Raw genomic sequence first — 16,951 nt, forward strand, 5'->3', positions numbered from 1 at the left:
TAATGTTGATTAATAGGTATATATCATAAACCCATTTGTGAATGGCACTTAATTCTTACAAGCTGTTCTAATATGAACGGGATCTAATTACCTTTTTTCCTCGAATCTCAGGTCTCATCCCCTGAAGGCGAATGAATTTGAGCGCTTTGACCGATGAGCTCGGGTCTCATCCCCTAAAGGTGAATGAATTTGAGCGCTTCGACCGATGAGCTCGGGTCTCATCCCCTGAAGGCGAATGAATTTGATAGCTTCGACCGATGAGCTCGGGTCTCATCCCCTGAAGGTGAATGAATTTGAGCGCTTCGACCGATGAGACCGAGTCTCATCCCCTGAAAGTGACGGAATTTGAGTGCTTCGACCGATGAGACCCATCCTCATCCCCTGAAGGTGAATGAATTCGAGCGCTTCGACCGATGAGACCAAGTTTCTCCTGAAGATTTATCGGGCGGATCTATCGATTTGTTTAAGACTATTCATTTACAGCATTGGTCTTAGAAATCTCACCCAGAAGACGTCCACTATCTTTTACAACTCTCTCTTGCGTTTCTCGGTTGACCCCAATAATCCCAAAATGCGGATCATAGCCAAACGTCCATTCATAGTTATCAAACGTGGACCAATAAAGGTAACCTAAAACTTGAATCCCCTCCTCCATACACGCATACAGCCCTTTAAGTCCTCGCTGAATAAACTCAATTCGCCGGCTATCGTCATCTGTGGCAATACCATGTTCTGTTACCAAAATAGGGATATCTAACTCAGCAGCTACATTTCGGATGGTTCCAGCAAGTGCTTCCGGATAAAATTCATATCCCATGGCTGTTACTTCTTTTCCTTCAGCAAGCGGAACTTGTCCTTCTGGACCATACACTTCACGGGTGTAGTTCTGTACTCCGATAAAATCATCACCTTCAATGGCAGACTTGAATTGTCCAAAATATTCATGCCAAACTTTTGCAGCCTGCTCTTCCCCACCCTCAATGGCTTGGATTTCAGGCAATGCCAATGATAATCCTACCTTAGTGGATGGATTGACTTTTTTCATCACTTCTCTAGCCTTACGGTGGGCATCTTTCACAATATCTAAAGAAGCCTCATCAGATGCCATATGGAAGGTAAAATATTGATCAATCGTTGTTCCGCATTTTGCAGCAGCCGATTCACGCCAGCCTGGAGCTGTCCATGACTTGGCATCCATCCCCACAGGAGGCATAAAGTTCATATTAATAAACAATTCTTTTAACATGACTGGTAAATTAACTTCATTCATCGTTAAGACGTAAGGAATATCCTGACCAAACTCCTTGAATACGACCTCACAATATCCCGCAAATAGGTCCGCCGTCTCAGGATTCTTCCAGCCGCCTAGTTTCATCAGCCACTGTGGAGAGGTAAAATGCATCATGGTGACGACTGGGGTGATATTGTGGTCATAACATGTTTTAATGACGTCACGATAATGATCCAATTCCTTTTTTGAATAGACACCTTGCTCCGGTTCAATTCTCGCCCACTCAATCGAAAAACGGTAGCTGTTTAAACCTAAGCTTGCCATCAACTCAATATCCTGTTTGTACCGATTATAGTGATCGACGGCATCACCTGAATAATCTCTGTAAGGAGATCCTTCTGAATATTCTTCAGCCCACATATCTGATTTATCATTATTTCCCTCTACTTGGTAGGCAGATGTAGCCGTCCCCCAAAGGAAGGATTTTGGAAAAACATATTTCATTGATAGTTACCCCCTGATCTCAATTCTTATAAATTAATAGTAACTATCAATAACTCAAGATATAATGTTAAAAAACGAGATATTGATTGCTCGAATCATAGTTTTTAAAATTTGCATTATTTGATTTGGTAATAATACGCGTTTAATCAAGATCATTTTTCCAAGTATGTGTTAATATATGGATAAATCCATTAAGCAGACAAGGTACATATTCATAGACCTCGTAGTATTTACATATATGTGGAAGGGGAACATTGAATGGACACAGAAATTCTCGTTTGTGGTTATTCTTACCATAGGAAACCGTTCATCCTTAAAAATGAAATTCTTGATACTTTTCTTTTCAGACTTCAAGTCCAAGGGAAGTCCATGGTCCGTATAAATGGCAATAGTTTAGATATGGAGCCTGGAAATCTATTACTCTTGAAACCTGGTGATTTATATGAGTTAAAAGTGGATGGAGAATCGAGAAGCGGCGATTATTTCATATTATGCAAAGGGACCTGGATCCAAGATTGGTGGGAGAGCTTTGAACCACAACCATTTAACCGTATTCCCTTGGATGAAAGAATCCTTTCTTTATGGGACCACCTCTATTTAGAAAATCACCAAACACTCATACCTGATAATCAACTTGTGGATTATTTGTTTCGTTCCTTATGCTTGTCACTAAAACGAACGATTCAAGGCACGAATGCGGTTCACAAACAACCGCCTAATACAAAGTTCGTAGCTGATTTAATTAAAAGATATATTGAAGATCACTTTATGGAGCAATTCAGCATTGAAGATTTAGCTAAAAACGTTGGATTGAGTGTTTCTCGAGCAAGTCATCTTTTTAAAGAGACATACGGAATAACAATCATACAGTCTGCCATAAACATGCGGCTCAAAAATGCCATTGATCGCATGAGATATACTCCTATGACATTGGAGGTCATTGCCGAGAGTTGCGGTTTTGGAAGCTATTCTTATTTTCACAAGGCCTTTAAGAAGAGATTTGGAATTTCCCCTAAGGAATATCGAGACATGTTTGACCAAGTTGATCACAATTTTAATGAAAAGCTAACTCGCATCACTGCGGAGCAGTTTACTAACGATTAATTCTTAACAGATCTCGGGTCCAGCTTCTTTAACAAAGGGAATATCGGTCGTCTAACCAACAAAAAGAGGGGAGACATCCCCCCCTCTTCCTCCTGGGATTACAAATAAACAGGTTTCCCTGATCTGGAAGACTCGTAAATAGCATCCAGAACTTGTGTTACGACGATAGCCTGTTCAGCTTTGACAAACAATTCTCCCTCACCTTTTAGCGCTGCAACCCATATTTCATGTTCTTTAGACGGAGGAGTATCTCCGCCACCAAATCCAGGAATAAATGGATTGACTTTTTCTCCTACTTTAGTGATGGAAGGTTGACCGGCAACTACATGATTCAGTCTTACTCCATCATAAGTATCGAGTCCGCCTTTCGTTCCGCAAAGCAATACCATCCCCGGATTTGTGACAATATTAAGTGCCCACGAAGCCCTCAGGTTGATCGTCGCTCCATTCTTCATTTTGATAAATCCCATAGCAGAGTCTTCTACATCATAGGTCTCATTATTCCATGGATCAGGTGACCCATCGCGCCAGCTCACCTGACCCTGCTGTTCAGGAGGCAGCATTCTGCCTAACTTCTCATAGGAACTTCCGACAACGTAGTCAACCTCGTAGTTATCCATCATCCAAAGAGTGAGGTCCAAGGCGTGAGTCCCGATATCAATCAACGGGCCGCCCCCTTGTTTTGACTTATCGGTAAAGACGCCCCATGTTGGAACCCCTCGGCGGCGGATGCAAGTGGCTTCCGCGTAGTAGATATCGCCAAGCCACCCATCATCTACTACCTTCTTGGCAATAGCATTTTCATGGAAATGACGGTATTGATAGCCAATGGTAAGCATTTTACCTGATCTGTCCCTTGCATCCAACATCTTCCGTGCTTCCTCAGAATTGATGGCCATTGGTTTTTCACATAAAACATGTTTTCCTGCATCAAGTGCTGCTACAGTTATTTCACTATGTCCGACGTTTGGAGTCAGGACATGGACTGCATCAATAGACTCGTCCGCAAGAAGTTCACGGTAGTCTGTGTAAACCTTAGCATCTGGGGTCCCGTATTTTTTGGCAGCCTCCTCAGCTCTTTCAATCACAAGATCGCAGAAAGCTACAAGGTCAACACCCTTTTGTTGTGCCATTCCAGGGAAATGCTTTAGCTTGGCAATATCTCCACAGCCGATAAATCCGATTTTAACGTTTGCCATAGTTTACTCTCCTTCACATTTTTACTAGAAAACGAGTCTCGTTTTGTTCATCTTTTTGTAGGAACTTATACACTTTGTGTATTTAAAATAATTTTTTTCTTTAGAATTTCTAGGTCCTTTGCCACACTAGCAATTTTATTGGATTCAGCATATTCATTTTCAACAATGGTGTATTTAACAAATCCCAATTCATTAACCTTTTGATATAACCTGTCCAAGTCTAATGGAGCGATATCCGGAAGTGACTCGGAATCTAGAAAATAAGGTTTATATATATCTGGGAGTTCAAACTTCGGGGGTTCAAAGCCTTCTTCAGGTACAAATGGATACAGTTCTTTCTGATGAATCACGTCACAACGAGCACCTAGCCGCTCCATCAAGCCAATCGGATCAACTCCCGCTCTATGTGCCCAAAGGACATCCAATTCAAAGAATACATGATCGGGATCCGTGTTTTCTAACAGGACATCATACAAGGTTTCCTGCTCGTTGATTTTTCTAAATTCAAAATGGTGGTTATGTAAATACAGCTTTATCCCGTTTTCATTCATCTGTTTCCCAATATGGTTCAGCTGTTCGGCTGTCTTTAATGCTTCCTCCCGAGATAACATAAAGGCAGATGGGATCGCAATCCATTGACACCCAATCTCGTAATTATATTTAATAATATGATCCCAGTCGTTATCCAATAGACTTGTGCCTGGGGCTCCTCCGCCATCATGTGCGCCAATAGCAGTCATATTCAATTCTTCCAATTTATTACGTAAAGTCTTCGCTGATACCGTATCACTAAATCGCGAGAGGTTTTTCATATTCGTCGCAATCAATTCCACGTTCTTGTAGCCAATAGCTGAAATTTCCTCGAGAGTACGGAAATAATCTGTACTTATCTCATCTTTTACTGAAAAAAGTTGTAGTCCAATTTCAAGACTCATGATTTCTCCCCCTGTACATCCAATATTTTGTCAACGCTTACATTCTGTATAATAGATGGAATATTTTTATCATTCAGAATGTATGAATGTATAATAACATAAGTATTTTATCTAAGAACATACTCATAACTTATAAAAACATCTCCTATCCTGCTAAAAGTCAAAAGAAGGCGTAAATGATAGTTACAGGTATTAGTGCCTCTTTGTACTAATCGTTAGAATATGATTATAATAAAATTAAGTAATTGATTACTCTAATTTTTAATCATAGGGAGTATATATGGACCGACTACAACTTGAAGGCTACTTAGACAGCTATCATTTAGGGCCAATTGATAAAGAAAGAGTTTTAAAGGAGTATCATCCTCTTACTGAAATGGTAAATGGAGAAGTTGTTTATCTATTTAATAAAGCATTTGATATAAACGATTCACTTATTGATGAGAACATATCCATCTCTCAGCAGCCCTATGGCTCAGATATTCCTCTACATATGCATGATTACATAGAGATGATGTTTGTCTATCGGGGAACCTGTACCGTTTTAATTAGAGGAAAAAAGGTTCATTTAAAAAAAGGGGAGCTAATTTTAATTAACAAAGAAGTGCCTCATAGCGTAGCTGCCACCACCAAAAATGATATTGTTATTAATACCATTCTGAAGCAGGACTATCTATCACCGAGTTTTTTAAGAAGAATGTCACAGAAAAGTATTATCTCTCAATTTATGATTGAATCGCTCGTAAGCCATCGGAAACAAAATCAATTTTTGATTTTTAAACCAGGGGGCATTAAGGTTACGGAAATCATGGAGAATATCATGTGTGAATTTTTTGACCGTGATTTTTGTTCTGCAGAAATTATCGATTCTTATTTAGTCGTTTTATTTTCAACATTAATTCGATCCAATAACACCCAGACAAGATATGAATCTGAGGACAATAAAAACATGGTTTCTTTACTAGATTTTTTGAAGTATATTGAGGACCATTACCGCGATTGTTCGCTTGTTAAAATGGGACAGACCTTTGGATTTAATCCTAGTTACCTGTCCACTTTGCTAAAAAAAGGGACCGGGAAATCATTTAAAGAGCTTCTCCAGATCCAACGGTTGAACCAGGCTGCCTTGTATTTGTCCAATACTGATTTACCTATACCTGAGATTGCTCAAGAAGTAGGCTATTCCAGCCTTACTTTCTTTTATAAAAAATTTAAGGAACTGTTTAAAGAGACCCCGCATTGCTATAAGGAAAAGCATAAAAACCAAGGGTTTAGCATTTAGTCTCCCTTGGTTTTTGTTATCATGTTGTTTCAAACAATTTCTTATTTAATCTAGGAGTATACATGATTAGAAATCCAGACCTTCCAACGGTATAAACAATGAAAGCGAGCCATAGGCCATGATTATGCCAGATAGGGGTAACCGTAATTTGTAAAAGGATATAGACAATCATTGCGTAAATCATAGAGTTTCGAACGGGAGCAATTTCAGTTGCTCCTGTAAAAACACCATAAATAACAAGGCCAAAACACGCTGCAAACGGATAAAGGATTAGCCATTTTCCATACGAATTTGAAAGTTCGATAACACTTGGTAGATTGGTAAAAAGCGCAATAATTTGTTTTTGAAATAATCCATAAATACAAGCGATAACAAAAGCGATAATGACCGACCATTTTTTTGATAAAGAAAGTGTCTTTTTATATAGTTCCTTGTCATTTGATCCTACCGCTTTACCGACGAGAATACTCGTGGCGTTCGCAACCCCCTCAAAAAAATAAGCCATTATGTAATGAATTTGAAATAGAACAGCATTGGCAGCTAACAAGTCTGTTCCAAACGAAGCACCTTTTGCTGTAAACATATTAATAACAACTAATAAACTAATGGTTCGAATAAACAAATCCTTATTAACGTTAAACATCTTTTTCATAGACTGTGTATCTATTAATTTTTGAAATGATGGGAATTGCCACACAAATGGTGATGCCTTTAGTATAATAACTAACCCTACTACAGTGGCTGTTACTTCAGCAATCAACGCGGCTGTTGCGACCCCTTTTACTGCAAAAGAAAAGACATGGACAAAAAGAATGGCTAAAATCATATTCAAAACATTCATTAACACTTGTAAAAATAGTGATTCTTTAATCTTAGCCATCCCCATTAGCCAGCCAAGGATCACATAGTTCATCAACGTAAAAGGTGCCCCCCATATTCTGATTCGAAAATATTCTGCGGCAAACTGACTGACATCAGACTCAGCGGAAAACAATTTCAGAGCCAAATATTCAATGGGCCATTGAAGTAGAATAAAACAAGTTCCAACTACAATCGCTAATAAAAAGGGACGAGCTAAAGCAAGTATTTCTTGATCCGGGTCGCTTGCCCCGTTCGCTTGTGCAGCAAAAGCAGATGTACTAACCCGTAAAAATCCGAAAACCCAATATAACGTATTAAAAATTAAAGTCCCTAATGCAACTCCTCCAATATAAGCTGGATCGGGAAGCTGCCCTACAACGGCTGTATCTACAGCACCTAACAAGGGCGTTGTCATAGTCGAAATGGTTAAGGGGATCGCCAAAGATAGGTACGCCCGATTATTCATTTGTAATAACCTCCTATTATTACTTTAAATTAAAACAATAGCCCCGATTTTGTAAAGAAAATCGAGGCACTTGAAACTGCGGATACTTTTTAAATTAAGCACGTCTAACCGATCGAAAACGTGGGTACTCGGCGAGCATTGAATCCCTCATCTCTTTTACTACAGGATGTCCTGAAGTAAAAAACTGATTTTTGTCATCGTATAGCTCCACCAATTCTCCTTTTTCTAGTACACCTAATCTATCACTAATCGTATAGGCAGCTTTAATATCATGTGTAATAAAAAGAAACGATAGTCCGAAGTCCGCTTTTAACTGTTTAAGTAATTCCAAAATCAGGGTTTGATTCACCATATCAAGACTACTGACAGCTTCGTCCAAGACAATCAGCTTTGGCTTAAGTGAGATGGCTCTCGCAATATTGATTCTTTGCAGTTGACCGCCACTAAATTGGTTCGGATATTTTTTTAAGTCCGCTTCACTTAGCCCTACCCTTTCCAATAATTCAATAACATTCCGTTTTTGTTCAGAGAGAGTAAGCTTTTCAAAGTTCTCTAACGGCTCTGAAATAATTTGTTCCGCCGTCATTCGAGGGTTGACCGATGAATAGGAGTCCTGAAAGACTGCCTGGAGGTCACGGCGAATTTTCCGAGAACTGTTTTTATCTGAATTATAAATATCATGCCCTTGAAAAAGAACCTCTCCATATTGCGGTCGTTCCAAACCAAGAATCACTTTTCCTAAGGTACTTTTCCCAGCTCCACTCATACCAAGCAAACCTAAACAAGTTCCTTCCTCAAGAGAGAGAGAGATGTTGGAAAGTATTTTTTTAGAACGGTCTTTCCAGTTAATAAACTTTCGGGATCCATAGCTATGAGTTACTTCATTTAATTGTAATAAACTCATTTTCTCCCTCCTAAGCCAAATGGATGACAGACTGATCGAATGGTAATACTGTTCGTGCACGTAAAAGTTTTTTCGTATATTCATGCTTTGGCTCATCAAATAGTTGGAACACGTCAGCTTTTTCTACAATTCGTCCATTCTGCATAACAGCAACTTCATCTGCCATTTCAGAAATGACCCCAAGGTCATGGGAAATTAATAATATAGCTGAGCCGTACTCAGAGCGAATTTTATCTAAATGGTATAGTACTTTCTTTTGATTATTGACATCAAGTGCGGTTGTCGGTTCATCGGCAATAATGACCGCTGGGTGTAAGCATGCTGCCATCGCAATCACCAGCCGTTGAAGCATACCACCACTTAATTGAAAAGGATAGTACTTTAATAGTTTAACAGGATCTGGTAAGTTGACATGATGCATCGCCTCAATGGCCAGCTCTGTTGCTTGTTTTTTATTCCATTGTGTATGTGAACGAATCGTTTCAATAAATTGATGGCCAATTGTAAAAACAGGCGTAAAAGCATTCATTGGATTTTGCATAATAAAGGCGATATCCTTACCACGAATTCCACGCATTTCTTTCTCACCTAAACCGATCAATTCATGTCCTTGTAATTTTATGCTCCCTGTCACTTTAGTGGTTTTCCGATCTTGCAGCTGAAGAATGGACATACTCGTAACGGTTTTACCGCATCCACTTTGTCCAACTACGCCAAGAACCTCCCCACGCTTCAGTTCAAAATTTATATCTTGAACGAGAGTGGCAGCCCCATTCTTTGTTTTTACCTCTACATGTAAATTTCTAACTTCTAGCACATTCGACTGTTCATTACCCATCATTCTCATTCCTTTTTAAAATCGCGTTTGACTCCGTAACGTTCTGATAACGCTTCTCCTAATAAATTGAAGGTAACAATAACAAGCATGATCATTAACCCAGGATAAATCATCAAGGCAGGGTTTGTACGAATATACGACTTTCCTTCATGAATCATTGCTCCCCATTCAGGTGTTGGCGGTTGTACTCCTAATCCGAGAAACGACATAGCGGAAATATCCATAATGGCCCAACCCATTTCTAGTGTACCCATTACGACTAATGGAGGGAGTACATTCGGGATAATATGTCTTTTCATAATCTTCCATTGAGAGGAGCCACTTATTTTTGCGGCTGCAATAAAGTTTTGTTCCTTCAAACTTAGGACCATTCCTCGGAACATTCTTGCGTAATAGACCCATTGGACAAGCATTAGCGCCAAGATGACCTGTGAAAGTCCAGGTCCGAAAATACCAACCAAACCAAGGATAAGGATAAGACTCGGAAAAGCCATCACACCATCACAAAATCTCATCAAAACATGATCGATCCAGCCGCCTTTATACCCTGAGAAGGTTCCAACGATTAAACCAATCACTAAGGATGAAATGAAAATGAGCATCGCAAACCCTAAAGAAATTCGTGCCCCATATAAAAGGCGTGATAAGTTACATCTTCCTAAATGGTCGGTTCCTAATGGAAATTCCCAAGAAGGAGGCTGTAATTTATAAACTAAATTGACCGCAGTTGGATCATTGGGTGCTAGCCAGGGGGCAAATATCGCCATAATAAAAAGAATAGCTAGAATTATCGAACATATAGGAATCACTTTTTGACTTATGAATTTCTTACGTATGCTGGTTATCATAAGCGATTCCCTTCTTTCCTGGATATACGCGGGTCAATATACATTTGAATAAGATCCACAATCAAATTACTAAAAATAAATAAGGTAGCTGCAATAAATACATAACATTGAATGACAGGTATATCACGGTTAAAAATCGCTTCAATAAAATAACGTCCAAACCCAGGCCAAGAAAAAACGGTCTCCACGATAATCGTTCCCGTTAACAGTTTACCAAGATTCATCCCTAGTCCCGTAATCATCGGTGAAATGGCAATCCTTAAGACATGCTTGGCCATGATCGTTTTTTCCTTAATCCCCCTTGTTCTTGCGAAAAGCACATAGGGCTCTTGTAAATTTTCAAGGATGCTCGTACGCAACAATCTTGTATACATTGCAATTAATGGAAGAGCTAGTGTAACGGAAGGCAGAACAAGATGCTGCCAAGTCCCAAACCCCTCTACCGGGAAAAGATCTAGCTTTACAGAAAAGAAAAAAATTAATAGATAACCTAACCAAAAAGATGGAATGGACGCCCCCACAAAGGAAAGTATACGACTAAAATGATCAATCGCACTGTTCTTTTTTACCCCTGCGAAAAAGCCAAGGGGGACACTGATGAGCACTGCTATGAATAAACTTCCTAAAGCTAGCTGGAGCGTTGCAGGAATTCGGTAGATCACCTCGTCCCAAACGGACTTATTTGAAACATAAGATTTTCCAAAATCAAGTTGGCCTATCTTCTTAATTGTGTTTACATATTGCATAAAAAATGGTTGATCTAAACCAAACTCATGTCTTTTTTGAGCCAAAATCTCATCGGTCGGTTCGATATGTGCGGCTGTTAAATAGGCCTCGGCCGGATCCACCGGAGAAAGGTGGATCATCCCGGTCGTTAGAAGTGCGGCCAAAAGAAAAACCGGGATAATGGACATTATTCGTTTTATTATATAAGTGCCCATAAAAGCCTCCTACCTTCTTACTGCTTGATAGTAATTCCTGTGAATGGATTTTCGTCACGATTCGCAGAGAATTGGAAGTTCGTAACATCTTTTTGATAAACCGCTGTTTTCTTAATATAAGAAATTGGAACAATTGCTCCCTGGTCTTGCAATGATGTTAAAACAGATGTGTAAAGCTGTTGACGTTCTGCTTCGTCAGTTGTCTGTGGAATGCGTGCGATTTGCTTTAGTAATTCCGCTTTGTTCGGATAGGCCGAAATGGCTTCATTAAATCCAAATCCCTCTTTTGCCACAATGTTGATAAATGTATGCGGATCATATGGAGCACCATAGTTACTAAAGAAATTAATATCAAAGTCATTATCTTTAAATCTTTGAACCTGATCCGCCAGCTCTACCCCAGTAATATTTAATTTAACACCAATGGCTGCCCATTCTGACTGTAGTGTTTCTGCCATTGCTTTTTGAATGGATTCTGCTGAATCGTACATCATCTCAATTTCTAGCGGTTGTCCATCTTTTACACGAACGGTTTTCCCTTTAGGAAGTTTCCAGCCTGCCTCATCCAATAACGCTTTTGCTTTTTTTACATTATAATCCGTTGATTTAACATCAATTTTGGAAGTGTAAGGCAAGTTTGTTGGTAAAATAAAATCTGCTGCTTCTTCTAGTCCCGAAGTAATACCTTCTACCATTGCTTCCTTATTAAATCCATACTGTAGTGCTTGACGGACACGCTCATCGGAAAGCTGTTTTCTATTTGTATTCATAACCAGCTGTCTTGTCGCTACTGGCTCAGAAATACTAGTTTCGTATTTACCTGTTGATTTCAATTGGTTAAAGGCGTCTAAACTAATAACCCCTTCTCCGTATATTAAATCTAGTTCACCTTTTTCAAAGGCTAGTACTCTCGTTTCAGCATCAGGAATCACTTTCACTTTTATTTTTTCTACTTTCGGAAGTTCGCCCCAATAGTTTTCGTTACGTTTGAAAATCGCATATTCATCCGCTTTATACTCGTCCAAAACCCATGGCCCTGTTCCAACTGGTTTCTTAATCCCTTTTGAAGTATCACCATCTTCAGGGAATCCAGCTTCGCCTAAGAAACGAACTGGTCGAACAACAGCGAGCTCCTGAATCGTAGGATAATAGGCTTCAGTTAATGTCATTTTAAACGTATTATCGTCAACAACTTCCGTACTTTGAATTTTTGAAAGAAAACCCAACCAACCATGTAAATCCATATGTTTCAAAATGGTATCAAAATTCTTTTTCACAATTTCAGCATTAAAACTTGTTCCATCAGAAAATTTCACATCTTTCCGCAGATGAAAGGTATATACTTTTCCGTCCTGAGAAATGTCCCATGATTCTGCTAGATGAGGTTTTAACTCGCCACCTTCTCCGTAGCTTACTAACGGCTCATATACCATGGACTGAGCAAATAATTGTGAAGGATTATACACATGCGGATTCATTTCACCCACATCTCTCGCCCAAGCGATTGTTAGCATGTTATCCTTTTTCTTTTCTGACGTTGCATCCTTATCACTAGAATTGGTACAACCTAGTAATATTGTTGATAATAGTAAAATAAAAACAGAAGTTAGTAAAAAATTCCGACTATTTATTATATTAAACATGTAACTTCCCCCTAAATGACGCTGATAATCATTTTCAATTGTAAAAGTATTACATAGTCTTGTCAATGTAATCTTAGAAAAACTATATTAACCTACTTTACCCCCGATCAATAAATTACTTTACATTAACATAGAAAGAATCAATAGTTTGTTAACAGGACATTGGCTTTTTTCTTCATATATATATAAAGGCTGCGTCACATTTCCAGCTTTCAACAATTCTGAATGTTCATAAATTGACTTAATTAATTGTGGACACTAAAATGTAACAAGTAACACTCAAAAAAAATAGATTTATAGGGATGTGGGCATAAATAATGAAACAATATAATACCAGGGCTATCATGGCGTCACTGCTTATCTGCGGTTTCGTCGGCATGTTCAGTGAGACAGCTCTTAACATTGCGATTAGTAATTTAATGGTCGTGTACCACATTTCAGCCGCGACCGCACAATGGTTGACGACGGGGTTCCTGCTTACTCTCGGCATTTTGATGCCGATGACTGGATTACTCCTGCAATGGTTTACAACGAGACAATTGTTTATCGGTTCACTGATTAGCTCGATTGCAGGCACCTTAATTGCGGCTCTCTCTCTTAATTTTGAAATGCTTATGGTCGCCCGCGTTCTTCAGGCTGCCGGCATGGGCCTGCTAATTCCGCTTATGTTCAATACCATCCTCGTCGTGTATCCGCAAGAGAAGCGTGGAGCAGCGATGGGGTTTGTCGGACTTGTGATTATGTTCGCACCGGCGATTGGTCCTACCGTGGCAGGTCTTTTAATCGAATATTTAACATGGCACTACATCTTTTGGATTTCACTGCCATTTTTAGTAATAGGGTTGTTAACAGGACTGAAGTACTTGGAAAATGTTACTGAAGTCACAAAGCCCCGCATTGATCTGCTGTCTGTCGTATTATCAACCATCGGCTTTGGAGGTGTTGTCTTTGGCTTTAGCAAGGCGGGCGAAGGGGTGGAAAACTGGACCAGCCCGGCCGTGGTCTCTTCCATTGTCATTGGTCTTGCTGCACTCCTGCTTTTCATACTAAGGCAGCTGTTTATGCGTGAACCGATGATGGACCTTGGCGTCTTTAAGTACCCCATGTATAACGTGGGGCTCCTAATGGTGCTGGCTTGTATGATGATTATCTTGTCAAGCATGATTATTCTGCCTATGTTTCTTCAAAACGGTATGAAACTATCCGCGTTCACTGCAGGGCTGATGCTGTTGCCCGGCAGCGCGCTGAACGGCATCCTGTCGCCGCGCATGGGCCGGTTGTTTGACAAATATGGGCCCAAGTGGCTTGTCATTTCAGGCCTGGTTATCGTTGCGATTATGTTATGGCTTTTCTCGAGCATGTCGCCTTCATCTTCGATTGGATTTATCGTTGCCTTGCATGTGGGACTAATGGTTGGCATCTCCATGGTCTGGATGCCGGCGCAGACGAATGGCCTGAACCAATTGCCGCCTGAGCTCTACCCACACGGTACTGCAGTCATGAACACACTGCAGCAAGTAGCAGGTGCGATCGGTACAACGATTGCGATCATCCTCCTGACAAGCGGGATGGAGAAGTATATGCACGAATCTCAAGCCCCAACCAAATCCAGCGAGATAGCTAACGCGATGACTTCCGGTTCACAGAATGTGTTCTTGTTTGCATTGATCGTGACGCTGATTAGTCTGGTCCTATCGTTCTTTATCCGTCGTGTCATTGTCAAACATACGGTAATGAATTCGATACATTAATGTTCAAAGGGAGCCTGCAACGGGCTCCCTTTTTTCATCCGATGATAATTACCCTTCCATCGCGATAAGGAAAATGAAAAAACCATCTCAACAGCAGATGGTTTTTTCATTGATATTCTATTTAAAATGCTTCTTCAACCAATTATGAGCTAAATCAAACCAAACCTTACATTCTGGGTTTAGATGGCTGGGTTCCCCCGCAGTAGTCTCATCACAAAGAGACAATCCATGTACACCGCTTTCAAAAACATGCAGCTCATAAGGAACCTTATTCTTTGCCAACATGGTTGCAAACCTTAAAGAATTCTCTGCATAAACTAAGTCATCGTCAGCCGTGTGCCAGATGAATGTCGGCGGCGTCTGAGGTGAAACATAATTTACTGGACTAGCCTCTGAAAGTTGTTCGTCACTAGGATTGGGAGTACCAAATACTGCTTTACCGGAAACGTCCCAGAAACCTTTAATAAACTCATTAGCCTCTGTTTCCACTTTCTCCTTCATTAACTGGTAATCTACTAACGGATATCCAAGAATAACTGCGTTGGGCTTGAATACTACCTGATCAACTTTGAACTTATCTTGTAATAATTTGCTGTTCCAATGAACACCCATGCTTGCTGACAAATGCGCACCTGCAGAGAAACCACATACAGCAATTTTATCTGTATCTACTAGCCACTTTGATGCGTTTTCTCGGATGATCATCATCGCCTTAGCTAGGTCAAACATTGGCTGCGGGTAAGCTGATTTCTCATTAGGATCCGGGAGATTATTGAAATCTCGAACCTTTTCCTTAAAATAAGTGTTATAACGAAGCACGAACGTATGATAGCCAAGAGAAGCAAAACGCATCGCTACCGGTTCAGCTTCCCGATCGGAAGTTCCTAAATATCCTCCGCCAGGGCAAATAACTACTGCAGGGCGCAGCTGATCCTTTTGGAATTCCATTGAGTTATGAAGAATGTAAGTATGTAAGGTTACAGTTTCACTATCATCCCAAAGCTGGATTTTTTCGGTTAACATATTAATCTCTCCCTATCGGTTTTTCATTTCCTATTTTTACTATAATATGGTTTTATCTAAACAACAATAGGGATGAATCTATACACTTGTATAATTCATCCCTATTTCAATTATAAATTAAACCGCTTCACCAATATCATTTTTAACTTCCGACTTTGAGTCCATTTCCGGGATTGGAAGGACCACAACTGCAGAAAGGATAGAGAACACAGCTAAAACTAGGAAGAAGAGTGTATAGCCGTCTCCGCCAAATAATTTTACACCTAAAGCGATTAAGGCAGGTGCTGCAAAATTTACTAGTGTTGAAGCCAAGTTTGTTGTTGTATTCATGATCGAGATATCTTTTGCCGCATTCTCTTTGGAAGGCAGAATTCGGTTTACAAGGGCATTATCTACTGCACCATACATTCCAAAACCGAAGTTGAAGATAAAGTTACCGATGATCACCCAGGTAATGCTAGTTGAGAAAGCAAAGGCGATTAAACAGATTCCTGTTATAACGGCTGCCCCCATAACAAATGGCTTTTGCTTTTTTACTTTGTCTGATAAGAAACCACCCAATATTCCTGATGCAACCATCAATGCAATCGTAGGAGCAGTTAGCGCCATGATTTGGAAAATTTTAGCCTCAGCTAAATGAAATCTTGCAATATAGAATAATGTTAACATGTTCATCCCTGCATTAGAAAAGTTAATTAACAACTTCGTTAATAATGCCCAGGTATAAGAAGGATACTTTTTAAAGCTTGGATAAAAACCACGAATCCCAGTTGACTTCTTCTCACTCTTTGCTGCTCCAGCAAAATAATTATCTTTAATTAACAGGGCAGCTATAAATCCACCAATCAGTTGGACAATAATAATAGTAATCATTTTCTCTTCAAGAGTTGATTTAGCAAAGGCTCCCATAATCATTTGACCAGTCATAACGAACGCTGGGGCGGAGGCACCGATTAGACCAGACACGCGGCCAAACTTCTCCGGTTCCACTTGTTCAGGAACAACGGCGTAACATGAGAGTGAAACCATACCATAAAAAAAGTTAGTTAAACACAAAGTGATGACAAAAACAGGAATGGATGAAGCAAATGTTAAAGCTAACATAGAAAGAGCTCCGCCAACACTGCCCGCGATCATCCAAAACCTTCTTCTTCCCATTTTTAGCTTGGTTTTATCTGCAATTACTCCGCTAAAAAGTCCAAAGATAACGACTGCTATACCGGAGATCCCTGTCGCTGTCGCAAAGGCAGCGGTTGCATGTTCTTGTCCAACAATCCTTATAACAATAAATGTAGAAAGTCCAAATCCTAATAGAACTAACGGTGCGATCGAGGTTCCAACACCAAGCATTGCTGCCACTATTAATCTCACAAATGGTGTCTTATTCATCATAGTTTTCTCCATTATTTTTACCTCCTAAA

At 39.8% G+C, this 16,951-nt stretch carries 14 protein-coding genes; 3 read left to right on the forward strand and 11 right to left on the reverse strand.

Going from position 1 to position 16,951, the window contains the following annotated elements:
• Window positions 1-469: 469 nt before the first annotated feature.
• Entirely contained in the window at window positions 470-1,735 is a 1,266-nt protein-coding gene (locus GXK58_RS05210; protein WP_160720514.1) for a glycoside hydrolase family 1 protein, read from the reverse strand.
• Window positions 1,736-1,993: 258 nt separating this feature from the next.
• Here GXK58_RS05210 and GXK58_RS05215 point away from each other — a divergent pair, with 258 nt between their 5' ends.
• Window positions 1,994-2,839 carry an AraC family transcriptional regulator gene (locus tag GXK58_RS05215; RefSeq protein WP_160720516.1) on the forward strand — a complete coding sequence of 282 codons (846 nt, stop codon included), beginning with the start codon at window positions 1,994-1,996 and terminating at the stop codon, window positions 2,837-2,839.
• A gap of 98 nt (window positions 2,840-2,937) precedes the next feature.
• Here the strand turns inward: GXK58_RS05215 and GXK58_RS05220 are convergent, their stop codons facing one another.
• Window positions 2,938-4,038 (reverse strand): Gfo/Idh/MocA family protein, encoded by a 1,101-nt coding sequence (locus GXK58_RS05220; protein WP_160720518.1) that lies wholly within the window; start codon window positions 4,036-4,038, stop codon window positions 2,938-2,940.
• 65 nt (window positions 4,039-4,103) lie between these two features.
• Window positions 4,104-4,973: a sugar phosphate isomerase/epimerase family protein gene (locus GXK58_RS05225; protein WP_160720520.1), complete on the reverse strand. Its 870-nt coding sequence runs from the start codon at window positions 4,971-4,973 to the stop codon at window positions 4,104-4,106.
• A 280-nt stretch (window positions 4,974-5,253) separates the two neighbouring features.
• On the opposite strand from GXK58_RS05225, the gene GXK58_RS05230 reads away from it, so the two are divergent.
• Window positions 5,254-6,255 carry an AraC family transcriptional regulator gene (locus GXK58_RS05230; RefSeq protein ID WP_160720522.1) on the forward strand — a complete coding sequence of 334 codons (1,002 nt, stop codon included), beginning with the start codon at window positions 5,254-5,256 and terminating at the stop codon, window positions 6,253-6,255.
• A 19-nt stretch (window positions 6,256-6,274) separates the two neighbouring features.
• Here the strand turns inward: GXK58_RS05230 and GXK58_RS05235 are convergent, their stop codons facing one another.
• The 6 genes from GXK58_RS05235 to nikA all read right to left on the reverse strand — a co-directional run bounded on the left by GXK58_RS05235 (window position 6,275) and on the right by nikA (window position 12,756).
• A complete protein-coding gene (locus GXK58_RS05235) occupies window positions 6,275-7,582 on the reverse strand; it encodes an MATE family efflux transporter (RefSeq protein WP_160720524.1) in 1,308 nt (435 codons plus the stop codon).
• A gap of 94 nt (window positions 7,583-7,676) precedes the next feature.
• Complete coding sequence (nikE, locus tag GXK58_RS05240; RefSeq protein ID WP_160720526.1) at window positions 7,677-8,486, reverse strand: nickel import ATP-binding protein NikE; 810 nt, start codon at window positions 8,484-8,486, stop codon at window positions 7,677-7,679.
• A gap of 10 nt (window positions 8,487-8,496) precedes the next feature.
• On the reverse strand, window positions 8,497-9,324 hold the full coding sequence (nikD, locus tag GXK58_RS05245) for a nickel import ATP-binding protein NikD (RefSeq protein ID WP_160720885.1): 828 nt from the start codon (window positions 9,322-9,324) through the stop codon (window positions 8,497-8,499).
• A 5-nt stretch (window positions 9,325-9,329) separates the two neighbouring features.
• Complete coding sequence (gene nikC, locus GXK58_RS05250) at window positions 9,330-10,172, reverse strand: nickel ABC transporter permease subunit NikC (RefSeq protein ID WP_160720527.1); 843 nt, start codon at window positions 10,170-10,172, stop codon at window positions 9,330-9,332.
• A complete protein-coding gene (gene nikB / locus GXK58_RS05255; protein WP_160720528.1) occupies window positions 10,169-11,113 on the reverse strand; it encodes a nickel ABC transporter permease subunit NikB in 945 nt (314 codons plus the stop codon). Before nikB ends, nikC begins: the two co-directional genes overlap by 4 nt.
• A gap of 17 nt (window positions 11,114-11,130) precedes the next feature.
• Complete coding sequence (gene nikA, locus GXK58_RS05260) at window positions 11,131-12,756, reverse strand: nickel ABC transporter substrate-binding protein (protein WP_160720530.1); 1,626 nt, start codon at window positions 12,754-12,756, stop codon at window positions 11,131-11,133.
• Between the two features lie 317 nt (window positions 12,757-13,073).
• Between nikA and GXK58_RS05265 the strand changes: the two genes are divergently transcribed.
• Entirely contained in the window at window positions 13,074-14,507 is a 1,434-nt protein-coding gene (locus tag GXK58_RS05265) for an MDR family MFS transporter (RefSeq protein WP_160720531.1), read from the forward strand.
• Window positions 14,508-14,624: 117 nt separating this feature from the next.
• Here the strand turns inward: GXK58_RS05265 and GXK58_RS05270 are convergent, their stop codons facing one another.
• Both GXK58_RS05270 and GXK58_RS05275 read right to left on the reverse strand, forming a co-directional pair.
• On the reverse strand, window positions 14,625-15,530 hold the full coding sequence (locus GXK58_RS05270) for an alpha/beta hydrolase (protein WP_160720533.1): 906 nt from the start codon (window positions 15,528-15,530) through the stop codon (window positions 14,625-14,627).
• A gap of 117 nt (window positions 15,531-15,647) precedes the next feature.
• Window positions 15,648-16,934: an MFS transporter gene (locus tag GXK58_RS05275; RefSeq protein ID WP_160720534.1), complete on the reverse strand. Its 1,287-nt coding sequence runs from the start codon at window positions 16,932-16,934 to the stop codon at window positions 15,648-15,650.
• Window positions 16,935-16,951 lie beyond the last annotated feature (17 nt).

Source organism: Bacillus sp. USDA818B3_A, from assembly GCF_009928415.1.
In the GTDB taxonomy this organism is placed as follows: domain Bacteria; phylum Bacillota; class Bacilli; order Bacillales; family Cytobacillaceae; genus Neobacillus.

Coding starts and splice junctions, on each gene's coding strand:
- GXK58_RS05265 (WP_160720531.1), top strand. CDS start 13,074: ATGAAACAATATAATACCAGGGCTATCATGGCGTCACTGCTTATCTGC.
- nikE (WP_160720526.1), bottom strand. CDS start 8,486: ATGAGTTTATTACAATTAAATGAAGTAACTCATAGCTATGGATCCCGA.
- nikD (WP_160720885.1), bottom strand. CDS start 9,324: ATGGGTAATGAACAGTCGAATGTGCTAGAAGTTAGAAATTTACATGTA.
- GXK58_RS05215 (WP_160720516.1), top strand. CDS start 1,994: ATGGACACAGAAATTCTCGTTTGTGGTTATTCTTACCATAGGAAACCG.
- GXK58_RS05230 (WP_160720522.1), top strand. CDS start 5,254: ATGGACCGACTACAACTTGAAGGCTACTTAGACAGCTATCATTTAGGG.
- GXK58_RS05225 (WP_160720520.1), bottom strand. CDS start 4,973: ATGAGTCTTGAAATTGGACTACAACTTTTTTCAGTAAAAGATGAGATA.
- nikA (WP_160720530.1), bottom strand. CDS start 12,756: ATGTTTAATATAATAAATAGTCGGAATTTTTTACTAACTTCTGTTTTT.
- nikB (WP_160720528.1), bottom strand. CDS start 11,113: ATGGGCACTTATATAATAAAACGAATAATGTCCATTATCCCGGTTTTT.
- GXK58_RS05235 (WP_160720524.1), bottom strand. CDS start 7,582: ATGAATAATCGGGCGTACCTATCTTTGGCGATCCCCTTAACCATTTCG.
- GXK58_RS05220 (WP_160720518.1), bottom strand. CDS start 4,038: ATGGCAAACGTTAAAATCGGATTTATCGGCTGTGGAGATATTGCCAAG.
- GXK58_RS05210 (WP_160720514.1), bottom strand. CDS start 1,735: ATGAAATATGTTTTTCCAAAATCCTTCCTTTGGGGGACGGCTACATCT.
- GXK58_RS05270 (WP_160720533.1), bottom strand. CDS start 15,530: ATGTTAACCGAAAAAATCCAGCTTTGGGATGATAGTGAAACTGTAACC.
- GXK58_RS05275 (WP_160720534.1), bottom strand. CDS start 16,934: ATGGAGAAAACTATGATGAATAAGACACCATTTGTGAGATTAATAGTG.
- nikC (WP_160720527.1), bottom strand. CDS start 10,172: ATGATAACCAGCATACGTAAGAAATTCATAAGTCAAAAAGTGATTCCT.